The sequence below is a fragment of the Janthinobacterium sp. 1L-D-8-B-C4 genome, from assembly GCF_057291295.1.
In genome coordinates this window covers 1-24,081 of the sequence record NZ_JBXAVX010000007.1, presented here as the reverse complement: position 1 = coordinate 24,081, position 24,081 = coordinate 1, and the positions used below count along the sequence as shown (strand labels likewise).

The 24,081-nt window shown below is 64.1% G+C and carries 20 protein-coding genes and 2 tRNA genes; 17 read left to right on the top strand and 5 right to left on the bottom strand.

Annotated features, from left to right (window positions below; translation table 11 throughout):
- Positions 1 to 141: 141 nt before the first annotated feature.
- Positions 142 to 2,175, top strand: a complete 2,034-nt coding sequence (locus AC0Z42_RS13710) for a sensor histidine kinase (RefSeq protein WP_485468767.1) — start codon at positions 142 to 144, stop codon at positions 2,173 to 2,175.
- A 20-nt stretch (positions 2,176 to 2,195) separates the two neighbouring features.
- Positions 2,196 to 2,780, top strand: coding sequence for a response regulator transcription factor (locus AC0Z42_RS13705; RefSeq protein ID WP_485468766.1), 585 nt, complete (start codon positions 2,196 to 2,198; stop codon positions 2,778 to 2,780).
- Between the two features lie 224 nt (positions 2,781 to 3,004).
- On the opposite strand, the gene AC0Z42_RS13700 is transcribed toward AC0Z42_RS13705, so the two are convergent.
- From AC0Z42_RS13700 to queG, 3 genes are all read right to left on the bottom strand, one after another.
- Complete coding sequence (locus AC0Z42_RS13700; protein WP_485468765.1) at positions 3,005 to 3,832, bottom strand: siderophore-interacting protein; 828 nt, start codon at positions 3,830 to 3,832, stop codon at positions 3,005 to 3,007.
- A 23-nt stretch (positions 3,833 to 3,855) separates the two neighbouring features.
- The gene (locus AC0Z42_RS13695; RefSeq protein ID WP_485468764.1) at positions 3,856 to 4,518 is read right to left on the bottom strand and encodes a PadR family transcriptional regulator; all 663 of its coding nucleotides are present in this window, start codon (positions 4,516 to 4,518) and stop codon (positions 3,856 to 3,858) included.
- Positions 4,519 to 4,608: 90 nt separating this feature from the next.
- Positions 4,609 to 5,709 carry a tRNA epoxyqueuosine(34) reductase QueG gene (queG, locus tag AC0Z42_RS13690; RefSeq protein WP_485468763.1) on the bottom strand — a complete coding sequence of 367 codons (1,101 nt, stop codon included), beginning with the start codon at positions 5,707 to 5,709 and terminating at the stop codon, positions 4,609 to 4,611.
- Between the two features lie 95 nt (positions 5,710 to 5,804).
- Here queG and tsaE point away from each other — a divergent pair, with 95 nt between their 5' ends.
- From tsaE to AC0Z42_RS13675, 3 genes are read left to right on the top strand one after another with little or no spacing between them, the layout of a single operon-like run.
- Entirely contained in the window at positions 5,805 to 6,293 is a 489-nt protein-coding gene (gene tsaE, locus AC0Z42_RS13685; protein ID WP_485468762.1) for a tRNA (adenosine(37)-N6)-threonylcarbamoyltransferase complex ATPase subunit type 1 TsaE, read from the top strand.
- Complete coding sequence (locus AC0Z42_RS13680; RefSeq protein WP_485468761.1) at positions 6,257 to 7,666, top strand: N-acetylmuramoyl-L-alanine amidase; 1,410 nt, start codon at positions 6,257 to 6,259, stop codon at positions 7,664 to 7,666. The genes tsaE and AC0Z42_RS13680 overlap by 37 nt, the downstream gene beginning before the upstream one ends.
- Before the next feature lie 13 nt (positions 7,667 to 7,679).
- Positions 7,680 to 8,525: a D-hexose-6-phosphate mutarotase gene (locus AC0Z42_RS13675; RefSeq protein ID WP_485468760.1), complete on the top strand. Its 846-nt coding sequence runs from the start codon at positions 7,680 to 7,682 to the stop codon at positions 8,523 to 8,525.
- Here the strand turns inward: AC0Z42_RS13675 and AC0Z42_RS13670 are convergent.
- Together AC0Z42_RS13670 and AC0Z42_RS13665 are read right to left on the bottom strand one after the other, a co-directional pair.
- Complete coding sequence (locus AC0Z42_RS13670) at positions 8,509 to 9,546, bottom strand: carbonic anhydrase (RefSeq protein WP_485468759.1); 1,038 nt, start codon at positions 9,544 to 9,546, stop codon at positions 8,509 to 8,511. The genes AC0Z42_RS13675 and AC0Z42_RS13670 overlap by 17 nt on opposite strands.
- Before the next feature lie 149 nt (positions 9,547 to 9,695).
- Positions 9,696 to 10,346, bottom strand: a complete 651-nt coding sequence (locus AC0Z42_RS13665; protein WP_312440296.1) for a VTT domain-containing protein — start codon at positions 10,344 to 10,346, stop codon at positions 9,696 to 9,698.
- Positions 10,347 to 10,617: 271 nt separating this feature from the next.
- On the opposite strand from AC0Z42_RS13665, the gene AC0Z42_RS13660 reads away from it, so the two are divergent.
- The 12 genes from AC0Z42_RS13660 (at position 10,618) to AC0Z42_RS13605 (ending at position 23,929) form a co-directional block, all read left to right on the top strand.
- Complete coding sequence (locus tag AC0Z42_RS13660) at positions 10,618 to 11,550, top strand: peptidylprolyl isomerase (RefSeq protein WP_485468758.1); 933 nt, start codon at positions 10,618 to 10,620, stop codon at positions 11,548 to 11,550.
- Between the two features lie 30 nt (positions 11,551 to 11,580).
- On the top strand, positions 11,581 to 13,482 hold the full coding sequence (gene mutL / locus AC0Z42_RS13655; protein WP_485468757.1) for a DNA mismatch repair endonuclease MutL: 1,902 nt from the start codon (positions 11,581 to 11,583) through the stop codon (positions 13,480 to 13,482).
- A 95-nt stretch (positions 13,483 to 13,577) separates the two neighbouring features.
- A complete protein-coding gene (miaA, locus tag AC0Z42_RS13650) occupies positions 13,578 to 14,519 on the top strand; it encodes a tRNA (adenosine(37)-N6)-dimethylallyltransferase MiaA (protein WP_485468756.1) in 942 nt (313 codons plus the stop codon).
- Between the two features lie 79 nt (positions 14,520 to 14,598).
- Positions 14,599 to 14,675 (top strand) — tRNA-Met (locus AC0Z42_RS13645).
- 60 nt (positions 14,676 to 14,735) lie between these two features.
- Positions 14,736 to 14,812 (top strand) — tRNA-Met (locus AC0Z42_RS13640).
- Positions 14,813 to 14,954: 142 nt separating this feature from the next.
- On the top strand, positions 14,955 to 15,305 hold the full coding sequence (locus AC0Z42_RS13635; protein ID WP_485468755.1) for a HEAT repeat domain-containing protein: 351 nt from the start codon (positions 14,955 to 14,957) through the stop codon (positions 15,303 to 15,305).
- A 118-nt stretch (positions 15,306 to 15,423) separates the two neighbouring features.
- The gene (locus tag AC0Z42_RS13630; RefSeq protein ID WP_485468754.1) at positions 15,424 to 15,936 is read left to right on the top strand and encodes a sigma-70 family RNA polymerase sigma factor; all 513 of its coding nucleotides are present in this window, start codon (positions 15,424 to 15,426) and stop codon (positions 15,934 to 15,936) included.
- A 10-nt stretch (positions 15,937 to 15,946) separates the two neighbouring features.
- On the top strand, positions 15,947 to 16,939 hold the full coding sequence (locus AC0Z42_RS13625; protein ID WP_485468753.1) for a FecR family protein: 993 nt from the start codon (positions 15,947 to 15,949) through the stop codon (positions 16,937 to 16,939).
- Between the two features lie 73 nt (positions 16,940 to 17,012).
- Positions 17,013 to 19,472, top strand: a complete 2,460-nt coding sequence (locus AC0Z42_RS13620) for a TonB-dependent siderophore receptor (RefSeq protein WP_485468752.1) — start codon at positions 17,013 to 17,015, stop codon at positions 19,470 to 19,472.
- Positions 19,473 to 19,611: 139 nt separating this feature from the next.
- A complete protein-coding gene (locus AC0Z42_RS13615) occupies positions 19,612 to 20,631 on the top strand; it encodes a LacI family DNA-binding transcriptional regulator (protein ID WP_485468751.1) in 1,020 nt (339 codons plus the stop codon).
- Positions 20,632 to 20,842: 211 nt separating this feature from the next.
- Positions 20,843 to 22,240, top strand: coding sequence for an alkaline phosphatase family protein (locus tag AC0Z42_RS13610; protein WP_485468750.1), 1,398 nt, complete (start codon positions 20,843 to 20,845; stop codon positions 22,238 to 22,240).
- A 78-nt stretch (positions 22,241 to 22,318) separates the two neighbouring features.
- The gene (locus tag AC0Z42_RS13605; RefSeq protein ID WP_485468749.1) at positions 22,319 to 23,929 is read left to right on the top strand and encodes a histidine-type phosphatase; all 1,611 of its coding nucleotides are present in this window, start codon (positions 22,319 to 22,321) and stop codon (positions 23,927 to 23,929) included.
- The last annotated feature ends 152 nt before the right edge of the window (positions 23,930 to 24,081 follow it).

Genomic DNA, 24,081 nt, shown 5'->3' with positions numbered 1-24,081 from the left:
GATTTGATGTGCATTGCAGTCTCCGTGGCGAAAACAGATGCCTTATTATGGATCTGCGCCGATAATGTGCGAAATAATGGAATAAAGCCAGTGTGGTTAACCACACTGGCATCACCCCGATAACGCGCTACCCTGCGAGCCATGAAAAAACCGCCCACCTTCGCGCGCCGCCTGCAGTTTACCAGCCCCGTGCGTTGGCTGCTGCCGGTGATCTTGCTGCTGCTGTTCCTGTCCGTGCTGTTCTGGCTGCCCTGGCAGGCGCGCCAGATGGAAAGCAACGAACGCCAGGAGCAATTGATCGCCGATACCCTGTGGGTCGAGCAGACCATCCGCTTCCAGCTGGCGCGCAACGAGGAAAGCCTGTTCAACCTGGGCGCCGATATCGCCAAGGGCACGCTGCCAGCGTCCGGCGTGCACGAACGGCTGCAGCAGATGCTGCGCAACGGGCGCGAACTGCAGCGCGTGATCTGGCTCGACACCGCAGGCCAGGTGCGCGCCTCGAGCGACCATACCCTGAGCCAGGAAACGCATTTTTCAGCGCTGTCGCTGACGGCCGGCGACAATGCGCGCCGTCTGCACCGGGGCCAGTACGCCCAGCCGGCGCAGCAAAGCGGCTTTCCCGACGCCCCGCCCGGCGCCATGCTGATGGACTACCACCAGCCCTTGTACAACGGCCAGCACTATATCGGCAGTCTGGTGGCCACCTACCAGGTCAGCAGCCTGCTCGATGAAATGGTGCCTTGGTGGTTCGCCCAGGACAACCAGATTTCGCTGATCGACCGCGACGACAAGGTGCTGGCGCGGCGCGCCGCCGCCGGCCCCGGTCACGGCGTGTACACGCACAAGCGCGCGCTCGACGTACCGGGCGCGAACATCACCTTGTTTACCGACAGCGTGAAAAGCCAGCCCAAGCTGCTGCCCAACCTGCTGGTCGGCTCGGTCATCGCCCTGTCGCTCGGTTTGCTGTGGAGCCTGCTGGCCCTGTGGCGCCATATCTCGCGCCGCCTGACGGCCGAAGGCGCGCTGCGCCAGCAGATGCTGTTTCGCACGGCGATGGAAAATTCGCTGGTCACCGGCATGCGCGCGCGCGACCTGGAGGGGCGCGTGACCTATGTGAATCCGGCGTTCTGCCAGATGGTCGGCTACAGCTCGGAAGAAATCCTGGGCCGGTTGCCGCCGATGCCCTACTGGGCGCCCGAGGCGATGGACGAATACCAGCAGCGCTTCGTCAAGGCGCTGGCCGGCAATGCCACGCCGCAGTTCGAAACTTATTTCCAGCGCCCCGACGGCACCCGCGTGCCGGTGCTCATTTTTGAAGCGCCACTGGTCGACAAGAACGGCAAGCAGACCGGCTGGATGGGCTCCGTGCTCGATATCTCGGACCGCAAGCGAGTGGAAGAACTCAATCGCCAGCAGCAGGAAAAGCTGCAGACCAGCTCGCGCCTGGCCACCATGGGTGAACTGGCGTCGATGCTGGCGCATGAACTGAACCAGCCACTGGCGGCCATTTCCAGCTACACCACCGGCGCGCTGAACCTGATCAAGCGGGCCAGCGACAGCGGCCAGCCGGTGCAGCCCAATACCCTGAAACCGGCACTGGAACAGGCCAGCGCGCAGGCGCAGCGGGCCGGCCAGATCATCCGCAGCGTGCACGACTTCGTGCGCAAGAGCGAGCCACAGCGCCAGGATGTCGATATCCGCAGCCTGGTCGACGGCATCCGCGCGCTGATCGACCTGCAGGCGCGCAAATTCTATGTCACCATCCTGGAAGAACTGCCGCCGGAACTGCCGCTGCTGCATGCCGATCCGGTCATGATCGAACAAGTACTGCTGAACCTGACGCGCAACGCCATCGAAGCGATGCAGGACGCGGCGCCCGGACGGCGTATCATGCGCCTGCGGGCGAGCTACGACGCGCAGCAGGAAATGGTGACGGTGGACGTGATCGACCAGGGCCATGGCATCCCGGCCGATGTCGCCGAACGGCTGTTTTCGCCGTTTTTCTCGACCAAGGCCGAAGGCATGGGCATGGGCCTCAATATCTGCCGCACCGCCATCGAGTTCCATGGCGGCGCGCTGACCTTTAGTGCGAATCCGGCCGGCGGCACCATCTTTACCTTCAGCGTGCCGGCGGTGCCGCGCGCGGCTGGCAATTCACAGCAAATACACGCATAACGACAGTAACCGGAGAGACCATGCTGCATATTATCGACGACGAAGAAGTGGTGCGCGATTCCCTGTCCTGGCTGGCCGCCTCGCGCAGCATCGAGGCACGCAGCTACGCCAGCGGACAGCAGTTCCTCGACAGCCTGGACGGCACGTTTGACGAACAGGGTGACTGCGTGCTGCTCGACGTGCGCATGCCCGACATGAACGGCATCGCCATGTTCGACCAGCTGGTCAGGCGCGACCTGACGGCGCGATTGCCGGTGATTTTCCTTACCGGCCACGGCGACGTGCCGATGGCGGTCGACAGCCTGAAACGCGGCGCCTTTGATTTTTTTGAAAAGCCGTTCAACGACAACGACCTGATGGATCGCGTGCAGCAGGGCCTGGCCAACTCGCGCCAGGCCGGCGAACTGGCCGCCGTGCACGCGCGCCTGGCCACCCTGTCGACGCGCGAACGCGAAGTGCTGGACCTGATTTTGGCCGGCAAGATGAACAAGGTGGTGGCCGACAAGCTGGGCATCAGCATGCGCACGGTGGAAGTGCACCGCGCGCATATCTTCGACAAGATGCAGGTCAAGACAGCGGTCGAGCTGGCGGGGTTGTTGAAGTAGACCCTTGGCCGTCAAATTAGCGTCCCTGCGCCTTGATTACACCCGCAAAGCGAATTAAAACCTTGGTCGCCGGCACGGGCAACATCGGGCCAAGCGGGCCTGAAAAATGTCGAGGGCAAGGCGCAGCGACGAAGACAGTACGCATGTACGGCGAGGAGCTGCAACGCCGCCATCGGCATTTCTTCAGGTCCGCGTCGCCGGCCCGCTGTTGATCTTGGCCTTGATTACTCGTCATGGTGTTCATGATGCTCGGCCGCGCCATGCTTCCAATAACTGGCCACATGCAAATGCTCCTTGGGCACGCCTGCATCGATAAAGTGACTGCGCAAACCCTTTACCTGCGCATGCTCGCACGCCACCCACACAAAACCATCGCCGTCCTGCGGCAAGGCGATCCGCTGCAGCGCTTCCAGCAATAGCGCGCCCTGGCGCCCATTGCGCCCGACCCAGTGAATCTCGACCTGCGCTGACGATTCCAACGCCACCTGCTCGCCGTCGTCCACGGTTTCAATCACGGCAATCGCGCGCGCGCCGGCCGGCAATTGCTCCAGGCGGCGGGCGATTGCCGGCAGGGCCGTCTGGTCGCCCACCAGCACATACCAGTCAAAGTCGAGCGGCACCACCATCGAGCCGCGCGGCCCGCCCACGCCCAGGGTCTGGCCCGGCGCCGCCTGCGCCGCCCAGCTTGAAGCCGGCCCGTCGCCATGCAGCACGAAGTCGATCTCGAGCTCGCCCTTCACCGGGTCGTGGCGGCGCGGCGTGTAGTTGCGCGCGATCGGACGTGCGCCCTCGGCATGCTGCACCGGATTGGCGCCATTGCCCAGCACCGGGAACACTGGCTGCGTGTCGCCGGGCGCCGGGAAAAACAGTTTGACATGGTCGTCGTGCGAGGGCGACACAAAGCCTTCCAGGTCGCCGCCGGCCAGGGTGATGCGGCGCATGTGCGCCGTCAGTTCTTCGGTGCGCACAACGGTCAGTACGCGCAGTTTCAAGTCATGGCGCAGGCGTTCGATGGTGTGCGTGCGCGAAGGAGTATTTGCTGCATCAGTCATGTTCTGTCCTTTATCTGGTGAGTTCAGTGGCCGTCGACGATCTCGTTGGCGGCTTTTTCCAGGATGGCGGCGACTCTGTCGGTCTGCTCGTCGCTCCAGCTGGTTTTGTTCAGCAGCAGCGCATGCTTCAGGGTGTGCATGGCCTGGTGCAGGCGCTCGGGCAGCGCGCGGCGTGCCTGCATGCGAGCCACCATGTCGAGGCGGGCGAAAATGCCGTCGACCTGGGCGCGGTTGGCGTCGAGATGAAGGTGGCCCTGCTCCGTGATGGTGTAGAGCTTCTTGCCGCTGCCGCTGTCGGACGCCGTCACCTGGTCCTGCTCTTCGAGCAAGGTCAAGGTCGGGTAGACGGCGCCTGGGCTGGGGGCGTAGGCGCCGGCGCAACGTTCTTCGATGGCCTTGATGATTTCATAACCGTGGCGCGGGCTGATCTCGATCAGCGCCAGCACGATCAATGGCAGGTCGCCGCGACCAAACACGCGCTCGGCACGTTCGCCGCGGCCGCCCGGACCGCCACGGCCCATGCCGTCGCCGCGTTCGCCGCCGTCAAAACCGCCGCCGCGCGGGCCACGGCCGTGCATTTCCATGCGGCCATGGTGATGGTGGTGATCGTGATGGTGATGGTGGCCGCAATGACCATGATGGTGCTGGCCGCCCTGGCCTTGTTCTGTGTAATGTGAGTTTCTCATGTTTTCTCTTCTTTAAAGATATATCGTTAGTAGGTATCGTCATTTTATAACGATATATCGATAAGTCAAGGAAAAGATGCGTACCCTGTTTCAGGCGATGCCGTGCAGGGCCAGCGCCCACGCCACGTGTTCGCGCACGATCTCGGACGGATACTCGCGCCGCGACAGCAGGGCCGCCACGATATCGCTCTGGCCTTTGGCCGTGGCGGCCGCATTGCCCATGCCGACGGCCAGGTTGCGCAGCCAGCGTTCATGGCCGATGCGGCGGATCGCGCTGCCTTCCATGCGGCGGTTGAATTCGTCTTCGGTCCAGGCAAACAGGTCGACCATGCTGGCGCTGCCCAGGCCGTGGCGCTCGTCGAAATCGGGCACCACCGCGCGCTGGGCGAACTTGTTCCACGGGCAGACGGTCTGGCAATCGTCGCAGCCATACACCTTGTTGCCGATCAGCGGGCGCATCTCGACGGGAATTGCGCCCTTCAGTTCGATCGTCAGGTAGGAAATGCAGCGGCGCGCATCGAGCTGGTACGGCCCCAGGATGGCCTGCGTCGGGCAGACGGTAATGCAGGCCGAGCACTGGCCGCAATGCGGCGTTTCGGGAGGATCGACCGGCAGCGGCACGTCGACCAGGATCTCGCCGAGGAAAAAGAAGGAGCCGCCCTGGCGGTTGATCAGCAAGGTATGCTTGCCGCGCCAGCCCAGCCCCGCCTTGGCCGCCAGTTCGACTTCCATCACGGGCGCCGAATCGCTGAAGACGCGGTAGCCGAAGTCGCCGATCTCGCCCTTGATGCGTTCGGCCAGCTGCTGCAATCGCGAGCGCATTACCTTGTGGTAGTCGCGGCCGCGCGCATACACCGAGATCACGGCGGCCGACGGATCGGCGTCGCGCGCCGCTTCCCGTTCGCGCCAATCCGGGCCCAGCGCCGGCGGCAGGTAGTTCATGCGCGCGCTGATGGCGCGCACCGTGCCTGGCACCAGCTCGGCCGGACGCGCACGCTTCATGCCATGGCTGGCCATGTATTCCATCTCGCCGTGATACCCTGCGTCCAGCCAGGCCTGCAAGGGCGCCTCCATGTGTGACAGGTCGACGTCGGTGATGCGCACCTCGGCAAAACCGAGCTCGCGCCCCCATTGCCTGATGGTGTGCGCCAAAGCGGCGAGATCGGCGAGATCGGTGATGGTGGTGGACATAGGAAACTTTACGAAGTGCGGCAGAAGCGCTGGCGGTTACAATGACTGATGCGCGCAGGCGCATGCAGCCTCCATTTTATGCGATACCGAAGACTATGACCGAACACTTCAAAGCCCATCTCCACGACGAAGCCGGCACGGCCGCGCTGGGCGCCGCCCTGGCGCGCGCGCTGGCGCCGGGGCTGGCGATTTATCTGCACGGCGACCTGGGCGCCGGCAAGACGGCCTTGACGCGCGCCCTGCTGCATGCAGCCGGCCATGCGGGCCATGTGAAAAGCCCTACCTACACCTTGTCCGAACCGTACACGGTGCAACTGGACGGCCAGGCGGTGCAGGTGATCCACTTCGACCTGTACCGCATGGGCAGCGCCGAAGAATTCCTCGACGCCGGCTTTCGCGAAGACTTCGACGGCCATAACATCTGCATCATCGAGTGGCCGGAAAAAGCCTGTCCGGTGCTGCCGAAGGCCGATCTCGATATTTATTTGAGCGTGGCCGGCACAGGCCGTGATGTAGAATTGCAAGCGTCTTCTGAATTGGGTCTGTCATGCCTCCACCGTCTCAAATTCGCCCCGAACCTCTGATCGCCTCGCCGGTAAGCCGGCGCACGGTACTCAAGGCCGGCGGCACCCTGCTGTTGTCCGTGTTCGCGCCGATGTCGGCGATGGCGGCGCAAATCCTCGCCGTGCGCGTCTGGCCGGCCGACGACTACACCCGCGTCACGCTGGAAAACGACAGCATCCTCAAGGCGACCCATTTCATCGTCAAGGACCCGGAACGGCTGGTGATCGATATCGAGGGACTCGAACTCAATCCCACGCTCAAGGGCCTGGTGGCCAAGATCCAGTCGAACGACCCGTATATCAAGCAGGTACGCGTGGGCCAGAACCGGCCCAACGTGGTGCGCCTGGTGTTCGACCTGAAGGAAGAAATCCGCCCGCAGCTGTTTACGCTGCCGCCGGCCGGCTCCTACAACCACCGCCTGATTTTCGATTTGTACCCGGTGCAGGAGCAGGACCTGATCGCGCAGATGATCGAAAAGGGCGACTGGTCGAGCGACCCGGCCAAGCCTTTGATGTCCGACACGCATACGCCGCCGCCGGCCCTGCCCCTGCCCGAGAGCGGCAAGCCGCCGCTGGTGGTGGTGATCCCGGGCGTGCCGGCCACGCCGTCGCTGCCGGCGATCCGGCCCGACCTGCGCCCCGAACAGCGTCCGGAAGCGCGCCCGCAGCCGGGCCAGAAAGTGGTGCGCATGATTACCATCGCGCTCGACCCCGGCCACGGCGGCGAGGACCCGGGCGCCACGGGCGGCAGGGGCAGCCGCGAAAAAGACGTGGTGCTGGCGATTGCCAAGCGCCTGAAAGCCAAGCTCGAACTGCAGCCGAACATGCGCGTCATGCTCACGCGCGACGCCGACTTCTTCGTGCCGCTCGGCATGCGCGTGGAAAAAGCGCGCAAGGTGCAGGCCGACCTGTTTGTCTCGATCCACGCCGACGCCTTCGTGCAGCCGACCGCGCGCGGCTCGTCGGTGTTCGTGTTGTCCGAAAAAGGCGCCTCGTCGAGCGCGGCGCGCTGGCTGGCCGACAAGGAAAACCAGGCCGACCTGATCGGCGGCGTAAATGTGGGCAACCACGACAAGCAGTTGGCCAGCGTGCTGCTCGACCTGTCGACGACGGCGCAGATCAATGACAGCATGAAGCTGGGCGCGGCCGTGCTGCGCGAAATCGGCGGCATCAACCGCCTGCACAAGGGCTCCGTCGAGCAGGCCGGCTTCGCCGTGCTGAAAGCGCCCGACATCCCTTCCATCCTGATCGAGACCGCCTTTATCTCGAACCCGGAAGAAGAAGCCAAGCTGACCGACAACGGCTACCAGGACCAGATGGCCAACGCCATCGTCACCGGCATCAAGAACTATTTTGCGAAAAATCCGCCGCTGGCGAAAAGCCGCATGACCTGACAGGAATACAAGCATGAGCAAGAACACATTCGGCCAGCTGCCGGCCGTGACCATCCGCGCCGCCGATGGCGCGCAGGCGACGGTAACGCTGTACGGCGGCCACCTGGTATCGTGGCGCAGCAGCGATGGCCGCGAGCGCCTGTTCTGCAGCCGCGATTCGGCTCTTGACGGCAGCCGCGCCATCCGCGGCGGCGTGCCCGTGATCTTCCCGCAATTTGGTGCGCGCGGCGCCGGCATGCGCCACGGCTTTGCCCGCGTGGCGACCTGGCAGGAAGCGGCCAGCGGAACCGACAATGGCGCCGCCTGGGCCGAATTCAGCCTCGACCAGGACGACCTGCCAGCGGCGATCGCCGCCGCCTGGCCGTTCGACTTCGCGCTGCGCCTGCGCGTGACAGTGCAGGCATCGGCGCTGGAGATCAGCCTCGCCGTGCGCAACACGGGCAGCCAGCCGTTCCCGTTCTCGGCCGCCCTGCACAGCTATTTCGCCATCGAACAGCTGGACCAGGCGCGCATTACCGGCCTGCAGCGCGTGCGCTATTCGGACGAGACACCGCCGGACGCGCTGCAAGCGGAAGAAGTGCTGCAATTTGCCGACAAGCTCGATCGCATCTATCACCAGTTGCCCGGCCCCTTGCAGCTTGAATCGGGCGCCGACACCTTGCGCCTGGCGCAGCAGGGTTTTACCGATGCGGTGGTATGGAATCCGGGCGCGCAGGACGCAGCCGCCCTGCCCGACCTGGCCGACGATGAATACCCGCGCTTTGTTTGCATCGAAGCGGCGCTGATCCAGCCCGATTTGCTGGCCGCCGGCGCCGAGTGGCACGGCAGCCAGCAATTACAGTTTAATTCGACTCCTTGATGATGCGGCCATTGGTCGCCTGAATCGGCCGCGCATTCAAGGGATACAGCCGGCTGAACAGCGCCATCTGCGCCGCCGATGCCTGCACCGGCTGCTTCATCACCAGCCACAGCACGTTCTCGCTGCACGGCGGTTGCTCCATCGATCCCATGTAGGTGTAGTAATCGCGCCGCGTCGGCAGCATTTCCATCGGGTCGAGCAAAATCGACGGGCTCATGGTGTCGAATTTTTCCAGTGGCAGGTTGTTCCACACGGTCTGGATGGTCGCCTGCGGCGTGCCGCGTTCGAGCATCAGCGCCAGGATCGCCTGGCGGCCCTCGGCGTCGCGGTGCACCAGGTGCACCACCATCTCATAAGTCTTGCCATTGATGCGGTCGCCCGACGGCCGGTGGAAATGGAACTGCTGCAGTTCGAACATGCGGTTCTGCACCGTGATGTAATTGCCGCTGCCTACGGCCACCTGCACCGTATTGCCATTGTCGACTACGTTGAATGACGAAGGGTGGTAGTCAAAGCTGATCTGTTCGAGTTCGACCTTCATGCCGTCGCGGATATCGATCGGCGACTGGCGGTTGCCGGTGCTGCACTTGCCCCAGTCCACATTGATCTTGCTCCAGTTGGCCGGGCCGCTGTCGCCTTCGTACGACCAGTGCGTGCCGCGCGCTACCGGTGGCGGCGGTGGCGGCACTGCCTTGGTCACGGCGGCATGCCTGGCGCGGGCGGCGGCGCGGGCGGCCTGGGTGGCGCGCATTTCCGCCAGGCGCGCCGCGATGCGTTCGGACAGGTCGACTTCGGCCGCCTCTTCCTTGTCGCGCGCGGTGGGGGCAACGGTGACGGACGGCTTGCCCTTGACGGACTCGGTCAGGGTTTTCATGGCGGCCGCGCGCTCGGAGGCCGACGCGGGAGCGGACGCAGCCGCGGGGGTCTTGGCGGGGACCAGCGGCGTGGGGGCATCTTTGGCGCTTGCCATCGCCGTCATCACGGCCAGGCTGCAAGCTAACAGGGCGCTCAAGTGTCGCATGGAAATCCAGAAAGTAAGAGTACTCCCTGGTTTACGGCTGGAAACATCCAAAACTTGAATCGCAGTCGAAGAACAACAGGACTGATGGAAGGGAAAAATCGGCTCCGGGGCGCGATTGCCCTGGAACCGTTTGCTGCTTTACGTCGATTTTACGCCGACCTGGCCGTCATTTTCTTGTACAGTTTCCAGATGCCGCCCAGCGCCACCGGCACCACGGCAGCGCCCACGCCGATCAGCACGATCAGGGTCAGGTGGTCGCGGATCCACGGGATATTGCCGAAGAAATAGCCGGCCGTCACCAGGCCCACCACCCACAGCAGGGCGCCCGTAATGTTGTACATCTGGAAGCGCGTATGCGTCATGTCGGAAATACCGGCCACGAACGGCGCGAAGGTACGCACCACGGGCACGAAGCGGGCCAGAATAATCGTCTTGCCGCCATGCTTTTCAAAAAACTCATGCGTGCGGCGCATGGCGTCCTTGTTGATCCAGCGGTAATCATGGGTAAACACCCTTTGCCCGATCGCCTCGCCTATCCAGTAATTGAGGGTATTGCCCGTCACGGCGGCCGTGACCAATAGCGCAATCAGCAAGCCCAGGTGCATCTGGCCGGTCGCGCAAAAAGCGCCGGCAATAAACAGCAAAGTATCGCCAGGAAAGAAAAACAATACTACCAGGCCTGTTTCACAGAAAATAATGGCAAACAACACCGCATACACCAGCGTGCCGTACTGTTCAATCAAGATGCCGAGTGTCTTGTCGACATGGACAATCATGTCGAGGAATTGCACAAAATCCATATTTTTTTCCCTAAAGGTAGCGGCGGAATCATACACCACCGGGCCTGTGCGACGGCAGTCCCGGGCCCGATATTTTATGATTAATTTTTCAGCGCCCCGGCATGTGTGGCATGCGGCATCACAATTTAAGGCCAGGTTAAGGAAACACGGCGGCGACGGCCTTGCGGCGCGACATGCAAGCGCACTTTTGCGCCATGCTTTTCTTTGCGAAATATTGCCATTCCGTTATAAACTTTCCGCCGGGCGCAAGCCGCGCCAGCCAGGAGACTCCATGCGACCGAACTACCTCAAGACACTGACAATCGCCGCCGCCATCAGCGCCGCGCTGCCGTCCTTGCATGCCGCCACTATCCGTGCGCCAGCCGAACTGCCCGCCAAACAGACGGTGGCCGACGTGATCAAGGCCTCCACGCCGGCCGACTGGCGCGCGCTGGATCCGGCCAACACGCTGTACATGGACACCGCGCTGGGCCGCGTGGTGATTGAACTGGCGCCCGAGTTCGCGCCGAAACACGTGGCCAATATCAAGGCGCTGGTGGCCGAGCAGTACTACGACGGCCTGGCGATCACACGCGCGCAGGACAACTGGGTCGCGCAGTGGGGCGATCCGGACGAAAAGAATCCGAAAGCCATCAAGCATGCGCAGCGCACCCTGCCCGGCGAATTCACGGTGCCACTGAAAACCATCACCAGCTTCACGCGCCTGCCCGACGCTGACGGCTACGCGCCGCAAGTGGGCCATTCGAACGATTTTCCGTCCGCGCGCGACCCGAAAAGCGGCACTGCCTGGCTGACGCACTGCTACGCCACCGTCGGCGTGGGCCGCGACGTGGGCAGCGACAGCGGCGGCGGCACCGAACTGTACGCGGTCATCGGCCAGTCGCCGCGCCACCTGGACCGCGACATCACGGTAGTCGGGCGCGTGGTTTCCGGCATGCCCTTGCTGGCGACCCTGCCGCGCGGCGCGGCGCCGATGGGCTTTTATGACAGCCCGGACAAAAACGTGCCGATCAAGTCCATACGCCTGGCGGCAGATGTGCCAGTCGAGCAGCGCGTGCAGATGGAGGTGATGCGTACCGACAGCGCCGCCTACCAGGCGGTGCTGGAAGCCCAGCGCAACCGGGGCGGGCCGTGGAGCAAGGTGCAGGCCGGCCATCTCGACCTGTGCAATGCGCCGATACCGGTGCGCGAGGCGGGGAAATAAGCGCCACGCCAGCCACGCTATAATCACGGCATGAACGCTCCCATCACGCCCCACCGTCCGATCCAGGCCCTGCCTGACCAGCTGATTTCGCAAATCGCCGCCGGCGAGGTGGTCGAGCGGCCCTCGGCGGTGGTCAAGGAGCTGCTGGAAAACGCGCTCGACTCGGGCGCCACGCAGATCACCGTGCGCCTGGAAGAAGGCGGCGTGAAACGCATCGCGATTACCGACAACGGCCGCGGTATCGCCCAGGACCAGTTGCCGCTGGCCCTGGCGCGCCACGCCACCTCGAAAATCGCGTCCTTGCACGACCTGGAAAACGTCGGCACTCTGGGTTTTCGCGGCGAGGCGCTCGCTTCCATCGCCTCGGTTGCCGCCGTCACCGTCACCTCGCGCACGGCCGACGCCGCCCATGCCTGGGAAATCGTCGGCTCGCACAATGGCACGGTCGCGCCGTCGTCGGGTGCGCCGGGCACCACGGTCGACGTGCAGGACCTGTATTTCAATACGCCGGCGCGGCGCAAATTCCTGAAATCGGAACAGACCGAATACGGCCACTGCGCCGAAGTCGTGCGCCGCATCGCGCTGGCGCGGCCCGACGTGTCGTTTTCGCTGTCGCACAACGGCCGCACCATCGACCAGTGGAACATCAGCGAACTGGCCAAACGCAGCGCCCATATATTGGGCAATGACTTTGCCGAAGCGCGCCTGGCACTGGATGAGACGGCCGGCAGCCTGCGCCTGCACGGCTTTGCCGGCTTGCCAACGGCGTCCAAAGCGCGCGCCGACGGCCAGTTCTTCTATGTCAACGGGCGCTTCGTGCGCGACAAGCTGCTGGTCCATGCGGTACGCATGGCCTACCAGGACGTGCTGCACGGCGACCGTTTTCCATCCTATGTGCTGGCGCTCGACCTCGACCCGTCACTGGTCGACGTCAATGTGCACCCGTCGAAAATCGAAGTGCGCTTCCGCGACAGCCGCTCGGTGCACCAGTTCGTCTTCCACGCGGTACAGCGCGCGCTGGCGCAAACCTCGGCCACCGCCTTCGGCAGCGTGCCGGCGCCCTTGCCTGCCGCGTCCAGCCTCGGCGGCGATACCGGCGCGGGCCTGGGTGGACCTGGCCTGTGGCGCCGCGAACAGACGCAGACCTCGTTTGGCGCGCAGTTCACCAATACCTTTGCGCCCCCGCCTGCTGGCGGCACGCGCCCGTTTTTTGCCGAGGCGCCGGGCGTGGCCCAGGACACGGCATCGTATGGCGCGCTGTTCGGCGCCGGCGCCGCTTCGCCGATCACCCAGGTCGAACCGTATGTCGCCTCGCCCGAAGCGATGGCGCGCGAAGAATATCCGCTCGGCTTTGCGCTGGCCCAGCTGCACGGCATTTATATCCTGGCGCAAAATACCAAGGGCCTGGTGCTGGTCGACATGCACGCGGCGCACGAACGCATCCTCTACGAGCAGCTGAAAAACGCGCTGCAGGCGCAGGTATCGGGCCACGACATGCAGGTGCAGGCGCTGTTGATCCCGGTGACGTTTTATGCCGACGCGATCGAAGTGTCGACCGCCAATGAAAACCAGGACACATTGAAAGCGCTGGGCTTCGATATCGCCGCCCTGTCGCCCACCACCCTGGCCGTGCGCAGCGTGCCGACCCTGCTGAAAAACGCCGACGCGCAGACGCTGGCGCGCGACGTGCTGCGCGACGTGCGCGAATACGGCGGCTCGCGCGTGCTGATCGAGCGCCAGAACGAACTGCTGGGCACCCTCGCCTGCCACACTGCCGTGCGCGCCAACCGCATCCTGTCGGTACAGGAAATGAACGCCCTGTTGCGCCAGATGGAAAGCACCGAACGGGCCGACCAGTGCAACCACGGGCGACCCACCTGGGTGCAGGTCGAGATCAATGCGCTGGACAAGCTCTTCCTGCGCGGACAATAACTTTTAACCCCAACCGCAAATTCTGGGGTCAGACCCTGAGGGTCTGATCCCGGCCCTTGCTTTTGGGTTTGCATAGCAAGCCACCATCAAGCATCATGACCAACATTCTCCCCCCCGCCATCGCCATCATGGGCCCCACGGCCAGCGGCAAGACCGCCGCCGCGCTGGCCATCGCGCAAGCGATCCCATCCGAAATCATCTCGGTCGACTCGGCCCTGGTCTACCGCGGCATGGATATCGGCACGGCCAAGCCGACGCCTGAAGAACTGGCGGCGGTGCCGCACCACCTGATCGATATCATCGACCCGCTCGACTCGTATTCGGTGGCGCAGTTCCGCAACGACACGCTGCGCCTGGTGGCCGACATCACGGCGCGCGGCAAGCTGCCGCTGCTGGTCGGCGGCACCATGCTGTACTTCAAGGGACTGGCAGACGGCCTCGACGATTTGCCGGGCGCCGACGCGGACCTGCGCGTGCAGCTCGAAGCGGACGCGGCCGCCATCGGCTGGCCCGCCATGCATGCGCGCCTGGCTGAACTCGACCCACCCACGGCCGCGCGCCTGGCACCGAACGACGCCCAGCGCATCGGCCGCGCGCTGGAAATCATCGCCCTGTCGGGCCAGCCCATGTCGGCCCTGCTGGCGCTGCGCGAAAAGACCGTGCTGCCGTTCCGGCTGCAGTCGTTCGCGCTGGAACCTTCCGACCGCGCCGTGCTGCATGCGCGCATCGCCGCGCGTTTTGACGCCATGCTGAAAGACGACGCCCTGTTAGATGAAGTCGATGGACTGCGCCGCCGTGGCGACCTGCACCCGGGCCTGCCATCGATGCGCTGCGTCGGCTACCGCCAGGCCTGGGACTACCTCGACGGGCGCATCGACCGCGCCGCACTGCGCGAAACGGGCATTATCGCCACGCGCCAGCTGGCCAAGCGCCAGCTGACCTGGCTGCGCGCCATGCCGGACCGCATCGTTATCGATTGCCTCAGTGCCGACCCGGCCGCGCAGATGCTGGCGCAGATAAAACCGTTGCTAAAATAAGAGCACGCGAAAAACCCACAGATTTTTTGCGGCCAGCATTGACAAGGAAATCGGAAGACTGGATAATGCTCGGCTGTTGGGTGATATAGCTCAGTTGGTTAGAGCACAGCATTCATAATGCTGGGGTCGGTGGTTCAAGTCCACCTATCACCACCAAAGAACATCGATCAGGTTTTCCCCTGGTCAAAACCAGCATCCGGTCTGACCGGTCTGTTTGGTGATATAGCTCAGTTGGTTAGAGCACAGCATTCATAATGCTGGGGTCGGTGGTTCAAGTCCACCTATCACCACCAAGAATTTGCAGCATTGAGAACCCGCTTTTGCCTCGCGCAACAGCGGGTTTTTTTGTGCGCGCGCCGGACGATTGATCCAGCCCGCGTTTGCCGTCACACTGGCACTATCGCGCCTTCACGGCGCAGCAACCCGGACTTGACCATGACCTGTGACCTGCCATCCGACTTCGCGGCGGAACGTGAACGCCTGCTCGATCCTGACCATGACGAACACGAGGATATCGTCGGCTACCTGCAGGACTACCCGGACCCTGCCAGCGTGCCCTATCTGAAAAGCGCGATTGCCCTGAAACCAGCGCTGGCCTACCTCGACTATGACGACTACGGCGCCTATTACAAGAAATGCCTGTGGGCGCTGCAGACGATCGGCACCGAGGAAGCGCTGGCCGTGATACGCGAGTGCGCGTCGTCGAACGACGAAATGCTGCGCACGCAGGCGCTGCACCGGCTGGATCAGATCGCCAAAAAGAGGGGCACTGCGCACAAGCCTTAGGGGGCTCGTGCAGCCTGAAAGCAACAATGCTGGCAAGCAGTCGCTTTTGGGATTGTGGCAAAGCATGGCTGGCGCTTACAATGAGAATAATTCTCATTCATAGGCCATCCGTTCTTTCATGTCCGCCGTTCAACCCACCCTGCAACAGCAAGTGCACGCGCTCTACAGCGAGCATCATGGCTGGCTGTATGGCTGGCTGCGCAAGAAGCTCAGTTGCCCGCACAGCGCGGCCGACGTGGCACAGGATACGTTTGTGCGCATTATCGCGTCGCGCGACGCGCTGTTCGGCATGCGCGAACCGCGCGCTTATCTGTCCACCACGGCCAAGCGGCTGCTGGTCGACCGGGCGCGCCGGCAGCTGCTGGAGCGCACTTACCTGGCCGAACTGGCGCTGGTGATGGATGGAACGGAAGGCGCGCCGTCGCCCGACGAGATTTTGATGGCGGTACAGGCGCTGGAACAGATTGCCGGCGCGCTGGCCGGCATTTCGGCCAGGGCGCGCGAGGCGTTCCTGCTGCACTACCTGGACGAACAGCCGCAGGCTGCAGTGGCGCAGCAGCTGAGCGTGTCGACGCGGATGGTGCAGAAATACCTGGTGCAGGCGCTGCTGGCCTGCCGCCAGGCATCCTGACGATTCCCGCATGAATCGCGTGCAGGCGGACAGCATTGCAGAGCAGGCCGCGCACTGGATCGTCCAGCTGAGCGCCGATGATGCGCGCGAACGCGAGGCGGCCCATGCCGGCTTCGCAGCCTGGAAGGCGCAAGACCCGTTGCACGCCAGCGCCGCCGCCGGCATGGAAAGCCTGCTGGGCCAGGTGCATGCCGTGCGCGACGCGGCAGGTGGCGACACGCGCCCGGCGCGCGCCGCGCTGGCGACCGTCGCACCCAGGCGTCGGCGCCATCTGGCGGCTGGCGTTGCCGCTGCCATGCTGGTGCTAACAGTGGGCTTGGCCGCCAGCGACCGCCCGGCCTACCTGCTGGCCGACCTGCGCAGCCCGACCGGCCAGTGGCGCACGCATACGCTGGCCGATGGCAGCCACCTTACCCTGAGCAGCGACACGGCCGTCAATCTGCGCTTTACAAAAGGCGAGCGCCATCTGCAGCTGGTGCAAGGCGAGATCCTGGTCGAGGTGGCGAAAGATGCGCGGCGTCCGTTTATCGTCGACAGCCACCATGCCGCCCTGCGCGCGCTCGGTACCCGCTTCACGGTGCGCCAGCAGGACGATGCCACCATCCTCAGCATGCTCGAATCGAAAGTGGCTGTGCAACTGCCACGCCATGCGGACACGGTGGTGGCGGCCGGCCAGCGCACGCGCATCACCAATGCTGGCACCGGGCAGCTGGAAACGTTTGACGCGGCCAGCCTGCAGGACGCCTGGCGCGCGCACCAGCTGGTGGTCGACGACCGGCCGCTGCCCGAGGTGCTCGACGAACTGGCGCGCCACCGTCCGGGCCAGCTGCGCTACGACCGCGCGCAACTCGAACATATCCGCGTGGCGGCCGTGCTGCCGCTGGACGACACAGACAAGGCGCTGCAGCTGCTGCTCGATAATTTCCCGCAGCTGCGCGTGCGCATGCTGACGCGCTATCTGGTGATGGTGGATGTACCAGACACTGGCTCCGCAAAAAAATAATTGCCTACGCAGGTTCGTGTAGTCGCATCTCGTGCGTCAAGGCAGCTGAGATCATTCACAAAAGGCTGTCCCCATGTCCGTTACTGCTCCATTCCCACGCACGCTCAATACACGTTTGCGTCCGCTGGCTGTCGCCGCCCTGCTGCTCGCTTGCGCCGGCACCCAATTGCCGGCGCTGGCCCAGTCCACGCCCGCGGCCATCCACTACACGATCCCCGCCGGCCCGCTGGCCGGCGCCCTGAACCGCTACGCCCAGCAGTCCGGCGTGGCGATCGTGATCGACGCGGCCAGGGTACAAGGCTTGACCACCGCCGGCCTGCAGGGCAGCTACAGCGTCGACGAAGGCTTTGCGGTGCTGCTGCGCGGCAGCGGCTACGCGATTGGCAAGACGCCGACCGGCTATGTGCTGGTGGCCGCCCCGGCGACCCCTGCCGTACCTGCGACGACTGCAGCCGTCGACCGCACCATGCCCGCCATTACCATCGTCGGCCAGGCTGAACAGGGCGCCACCACCGAAGGCAGCGGTTCGTACACGGCGCGCAAGATCACCTTGGGCAAGGGCGAGCAATCGATGAAGGACATGCCGCAGTCGGTCAGCGTGCTGACGCGCCAGCGCCTCGACGACCAGGGCATCACCGATCTGCGCGAAGCGGTCAACAACGTCACCGGCGTGGTCGGCGTGCATGGCGTGGGGCCGGGCGTGGTGATTACCTCGCGCGGCTTCCAGATTGACCAGTGGCAGTACGACGGCGTGCCGATCGACCGCAATACCTATGCGCTGGGCAACTGGGGCCAGGAAAACATGGTCATCTACGACCGCCTGGAAGTGCTGCGCGGCGCGTCCAGCCTGCTGGAGGGCACTGGCAGCCCGGGCGGCTCGGTCAACCTGGTGCGCAAGCGCCCGCTGGCCGGCCGCCAGGTCAGCCTGATGGGCCGCGCCGGTTCCTGGGATCACTACAATGGCCAGGTCGATGTCAGCAGCCCCCTGAACGCGGACGGCAGCCTGCGCGGGCGCGTGATCCTCGACCAGGACGATACGCACTCCTTCATCGACCAGGTATGGAGCAAAACGCGCACCGCCTATGCGGCGCTCGACTACGACTTGAGCCCGAGCACCACCGTGGGCCTGGCGCTCAGCAATGTCAACAGCCGTGGCCGGCCGACATTCATCGGCGTGGGCCGCTATGCGGACGGCAGCGAACTGGGCCTGCCGCGCTCGACCTATACGGGCGCCGACTGGAACCGCAGCAAGGTCGAACAGACCACCGTGAACGCGGACCTGGAACACCATTTCAACAGCCAGTGGACCTTCAAGGCCTCCGCCCTGGCCACCAATGAAAAAACCAGCTCGACCCACCAGCGCATGGCCGGCACCATCAAGGCGGACGGCAGCGGCTCGATGTATGGCGACTTTTCCACCGATTTCGACAACCGCAAGCGCGGCATCGACGCCTTTGTGCGTGGCAAATTCGATGGTCTTGGCATCGACCAGGAAGTGGTGCTCGGCGCCAGCTACGTGACGTTCCATTCCGACGACCGCTATGCGCGCGCCTGGACCCAGGGCGCGCAGATTTTCAATATCGACCATCACCGCCCATGGCAGGACTTCGACACCATCGCCGCGCGCGGCGTGACCAGCTACAGCACCTACGACATGCGCCAGAAAGGCCTGTACGGCAGCTGGAACGGCCAGTTGACGAGCCAGCTGAAAGCGGTGCTGGGCGGGCGTTTCAGCTGGTATGACTTCGTGTATGCCACCCGCGACGACTACCGCGACACCACCGATGTATCGGCCAAGTTCAGCCCATCGGCCGGCCTGATCTATGCGCTCACGCCAGAGTGGAATGCCTATCTCAGCTATGCCGGCGTATTCCAGCCGCAGACCAACCGCAATGTGGCCGGCGAGATCCTGAAACCGATCACCGGCAACAGCTACGAGGCGGGCATCAAGGGCGAACTGCTGGACGGCAAAGTGAACACCTCGCTGGCGGTATTCCGCTACGAGCACAAGGACCGCGCCGTCACCGACTACGACGCCGGCTTTGCCTGCGACGGCTGGTACTGCTCGCGCGCCTCGGGCAAGGTGCGCAGCCAGGGCCTGGAGACGGAAGTGTCGGGCGAAGTGGCGCCGGGCCTGCAGCTGTCGGCCGGCTACGCCTACACCACCACCACCTACCTTGAGGACCCGGACAACCAGGGCCAGGTATTTTCGACCTGGACGCCGAAGCACATGCTGCGCCTGTGGTCCGGCTACACCCTGCCCGGCGCGTGGAACAAGTTCAGCGTGGGTGGCGGCGTGACCATGCAAAGCCACACGCTCGACTATGGCCGCAGCTTCGACGTGGCCGGCTTCTCGCTGTGGAGCGCGCGCCTGGCCTGGCAGGCCACGCCGCAGGTATCGCTGGCGCTGAACGTCAACAACCTGTTCGACAAGCGCTATGTGATCCCGTCGTACAACGACACCGGTGGCAACAACCATTTCGGCGACCCGCGCAGCGTGCAGCTCACCTTGAAGTACACGCCGAAGTGGTAGGCTGAGGGGCAGGCGGCACAAACGGCGGCACGGCGCGGGCATCTTGCCTGTGCCGCGCCGCCTGTTTTTCGGCTAAGATGATGGCGCGGCAAGCCGCCGTGCAATGTTGTGCATCAGCCTACCATTCTCTACACCTTCCATGGATCAAAAAGACAAGTCTTGGGTCACCTCGGTCGACGTCGCCAAACGGGCCGGCGTGTCGCGTTCGGCTGTCTCGCGCACCTTTACGCCGGGCGCCAGCGTGGCGCCGGAAACGCGGGCCCGCGTGATGGCGGCGGCGCAGTCGCTGGGCTACCAGGTCAATATGCTGGCGCGCAGCATGAACCAGGGCCAGAGCAATCTGGTCGGCGTCGTCATCACGGGCTTTACCGACCCTTTCCGCGTGGCCCTGCTCGGTGAAATCACGCGCAGCCTCAGCGAGCATGCGCTGGTGCCGCTGCTGATGAACGCGGAAGACCCGGAACGCCTGAGCGAACTGCTGCGCATCCTGCTCAGTTATAAAATCTCGGGCGTGATCATGACATCGGGCTCGCCGCCGTCCGCCGTGGCCAGCGAATACCTGCAGCGGCAAGTACCGGTGGCGATGATCAACCGCGCGCGCGACCTGAAGGGCGTGGACGTCGTCAACAGCGACAACCGCAGCGGCGGCGAACTGGCGGCCAGCACCCTGCTCGATAGCGGCGCCAAACGCCTGGCCTTTGTCAACATGCAGTCCAGCAGTTTCAGCGGCATCGCACGCGGCAAGGCGTTTTTTGAACACCTGGCGCCGGCGATTGCCAAAAAGCGCTGCAGCGCCACCGAATACCTGGCCGGCGCCATCGGCTACCAGGCGGGCCAGGAAGCGGCCGACGCGCTGCTGGCCTCGGGCAAGCTGCCAGACGGCGTCTTTTGCGCGACCGACCTGATCGCCTGCGGCTTTATCGATGCGGCGCGCAGCAAATACGGCCTGCAGGTGCCGGAGCAATTGCAGGTGATCGGCTTCGACGATATTCCGATGGCGTCGCTGGACGCCTATGGCCTGACCACCATCCGGCAGGACGCCGGCGAACTGGCGCGCCGCGCCGTGAAAAGCCTGGTCGAACGGATGGAAAAATTCTCCATGCCGGGCCGGCTGAAGGAAGTGCCGGTCACGCTGGTGCGGCGCGGCAGCACGCGCTAAGGCCTTCGACACCAGACGGCGCCAGCGCGCTCCGTCTGCGTTTTTCCACACTTATCCTCCCCTTTCCTGTACTTGTTGACACCAAAAAAATTCCGGGTTAAGGTTTGCACACGCGTGATGCACACGTGTGCAATTTCTTCATGAAGCCAGTTCTGGCCATTCAATCAAAAAAAGACGCCCCAGCCATGGAGGCGTCGCAAGGAGACCCGCAATGTTGAATCACGTACTCAGACTCGCCCTGGCCGGCGTCGGCGCCATCAGCCTGGCCGCCTGCACCACGCCTCACGCCACCGGTACCACAGGCAAGCAGACCGCCGCCGATCCGAAGCTGGCGAAGATCGGCCAGATCGTTGTCGTCTACATGGAAAACCGCAGCTTCGACCATCTGTTCGGCACCTTTCCCGGCGCCGACGGCATCGCCAATGGCCGCTCGCCCGACACCACCACCCAGACCGGCCCGGACGGCAAGCCATATGTGCTGCTGCCGGCCGTGGCGCTCGACAAGGGCGGTTTCGACCAGCGCTTCAAGGGTGATATCGCCAACAATGTATTCCGGCTCGAACCGAGCGTCTCGCTGGGCGACAAGACGGCCAGCCCGGTGCACGCGTTCTGGACCCACAAGCGCCAGATCAATGATGGCAAGAACGACCGCTTCGTGGTCGAAGGCAATACCGGCGCCCTGCCGATGGGCCATTTTGACGGCAGCAAGCTCAAACTGTGGGCGCTGGCGCAGCGCTACACGCTGGCCGACCGCTTCTTCCAGTCTGCCTATGGTGGCTCGTTCCTGAACCATATGTGGCTGACCTGCGCCTGCACGCCCGTGTTCCCGAATGCGCCCGAATCGCTCGTCGCGCGCGACGAGCGCGGCACCGGCCACAAGAAAGGCGAGGAAGCGGAAGTGACGCAGGACGGCTACGCGGTCAACACCATGCAAGGGCCGCTGCTGTTCGATCCGACCAAGAAACAGACCTTCTTGCCGCCACAAACCATGCCGACCATCGGCGACCGCCTGAGCGACAAGGGCATCTCGTGGGTGTACTACGCCGACGGCTACGATATCGCCGTGGCCTCGACCAAGTCGGGCAAGAAGGCAGACGATTTTTCATATCACCACCAGCCGTTCACCTACTTCAAGCGCTTTATCGACAGTGCGCAGCAGCGCGCCACCCACCTGAAAGACCGCTCGGACATGATCGCCGACGTCAAGGCCGGCAAGCTGCCGCCGGTCTCGTTCTACAAGCCGATGGGCAAGAAGAACATGCATCCGGGGATGGACAAATCGAGCGTGGCCGCCGGCGACGACGAGGGCGTGGCCATCATCAACGCCATCATGGAAGGCCCGCAGTGGAAGGACACCGTAATCGTCGTCACCACCGATGAAAACGGCGGCTTCTGGGACCACGTGGCGCCGCCCAAGGGCGACCGCTTCGGCCCGGCCACGCGCATTCCTGCGCTGGTGATTTCGCCGTTCAGCGAAGGCGGCCATATCGACCATACCGAATATGAAACCGTCTCCATCCTCAAATTCATCGAGGAGCGCCATGGCCTGGCGCCACTGAGCGAACGCGACGCCCGGGCCAACAGCCTGGCCAAAGCGCTCAAGCTCTAAACCCATCCACATCGTCTTTCCACCCGGGTGCGCCGCCTGATGCGGGCACCCTGTGCCCCCACATCTGAAGGAAACACCATGCATAACGCACGCCGTCTGCCGTTCCCGCTTTCTTTGATCATGCTGAGCCTTGCCGCCTGCGGTGGCGGCGACGACAGCCCTGCCGCTGTCGTCACGCCACCCGTCGCCGCTGCCGCTACCTATTACCAGACCAAGACGCCGTACACGCCGCAGCAGGAGGCGGCCACCTATGAGGCGGCGCCGGCCGGCTATGCGCCCATCTTCACCGAACTGGTGGCGCGCCACGGCTCGCGCGGCCTGTCGAGCATGAAGTATGACGCGGCCTTTTACAACGTCTGGCAAAAGGCGGCCGCCGACGACGCCCTGACGCCACTGGGCCAGAAGCTGGGCGCCGACATCCTCAAGCTGATGAAGGCCAACGCCCTGCTCGGCTATGGCGTCGAGGGCATCAGCGCACCGGGCTACGGCAACCTGTCGCAGACCGGCATCAATGAGCACAAGCAGCTGGCCGTGCGCATGCTGGCGCGCCTGCCCGCGCTGTTCACGCAGCTTGGCGCCACGGCCGCCAGCGCGCCGCGCCAGATCGTCACCATCAGTTCAGGCGTGGACCGCGCCAAGGACAGCGCGGCTTTCTTCGCCCAGTCGCTGGCCGCCAGCGCACCGGCCATCGCACCGCTGATTACCCTGCCGCCCGCCCCTGCCGGCTACCCGAATGACAAGCCCGTGATCCAGCCGGCCGGCACCAACCGCTTCCTGCTGTACTCGCACAAGCTGGTGCCCAAGAGCGACCTGGCGAGCAATGCGTCGGATCCGTTCCACGCCACCTACCAGGACAGCCAGGCCTACCAGGCCTACCTGGAAAGCCCGGCCTTCCTCGCCAAATACACGGCGATCGATACCGATGCCACCGCGCGCACCCTGGGCCGCGAAGTGCTCGAACGCCTGTTTGCCAAAACATTCGTCGACAAGATCGACAACGGCAGCTACAGCTTTGCCAATACCGGCACCTATACCTTCAGCAGCGACGACGGCAAGTTCGCCAATACCGTCACGGGCGACGGCAAGACCACCATCAAGGGCCTGGCCGATGCGGCCTCGGTGCTGTACAACCTGTACGCCATCGTGGCCGGCATGAGCAATGAAGTGAAGGCCGACTTCGTGCAGTACATGCCGTCGGACGCGGCCAAGTACCAGGCTTTCGTGCAGGATTACCAGGACTTTTACAACAAGGGGCCGGGCACCACGGAAAGCGCGGGCGTTACCTACAACTACGTGCGGGCGCTGCGCGAGGATTTCTTCAAGGAGGTGGACGCCATCGTGCGCGGCAACCTGTCGCACGGCGCCAAGCTGCGCTTCACGCATGCCGAAGCGATCATCCCGCTGGCCACCGCCATGGGCCTGAAGGGCGTGACGGTGCCACTGCCCGCGGCGCAAAGCTACAGCTACGACAACAACAGCTGGCGTGGCCTGTACGTGGCACCGATGGCGGCCAATATGCAATGGGATGTGTACCGCAACAGCGCCGGCGAGGTGCTGGTCAAAATGCTGTACAACGAAAAGGAAACGGACTTCCAGGCGGCCTGCGACGGCGCCCGCCATGCCGTCAACAGCCACTACTATGACTACGCCAAACTGAAAACCTGCTACGGCCACGTGGCGGCACAGTAATCCAGGCTGCGATTTTCATACTCACCCGAACGGCGAAAATGCCGGGGTCGGACCCTGAGGGTGTTTAGTCGGCAGACATGGGTAACACTTTGTCGGGAGACATAGGTTACACATTGGGCTTCCATTTTACGGCGAATCGCGCATGTCGATTC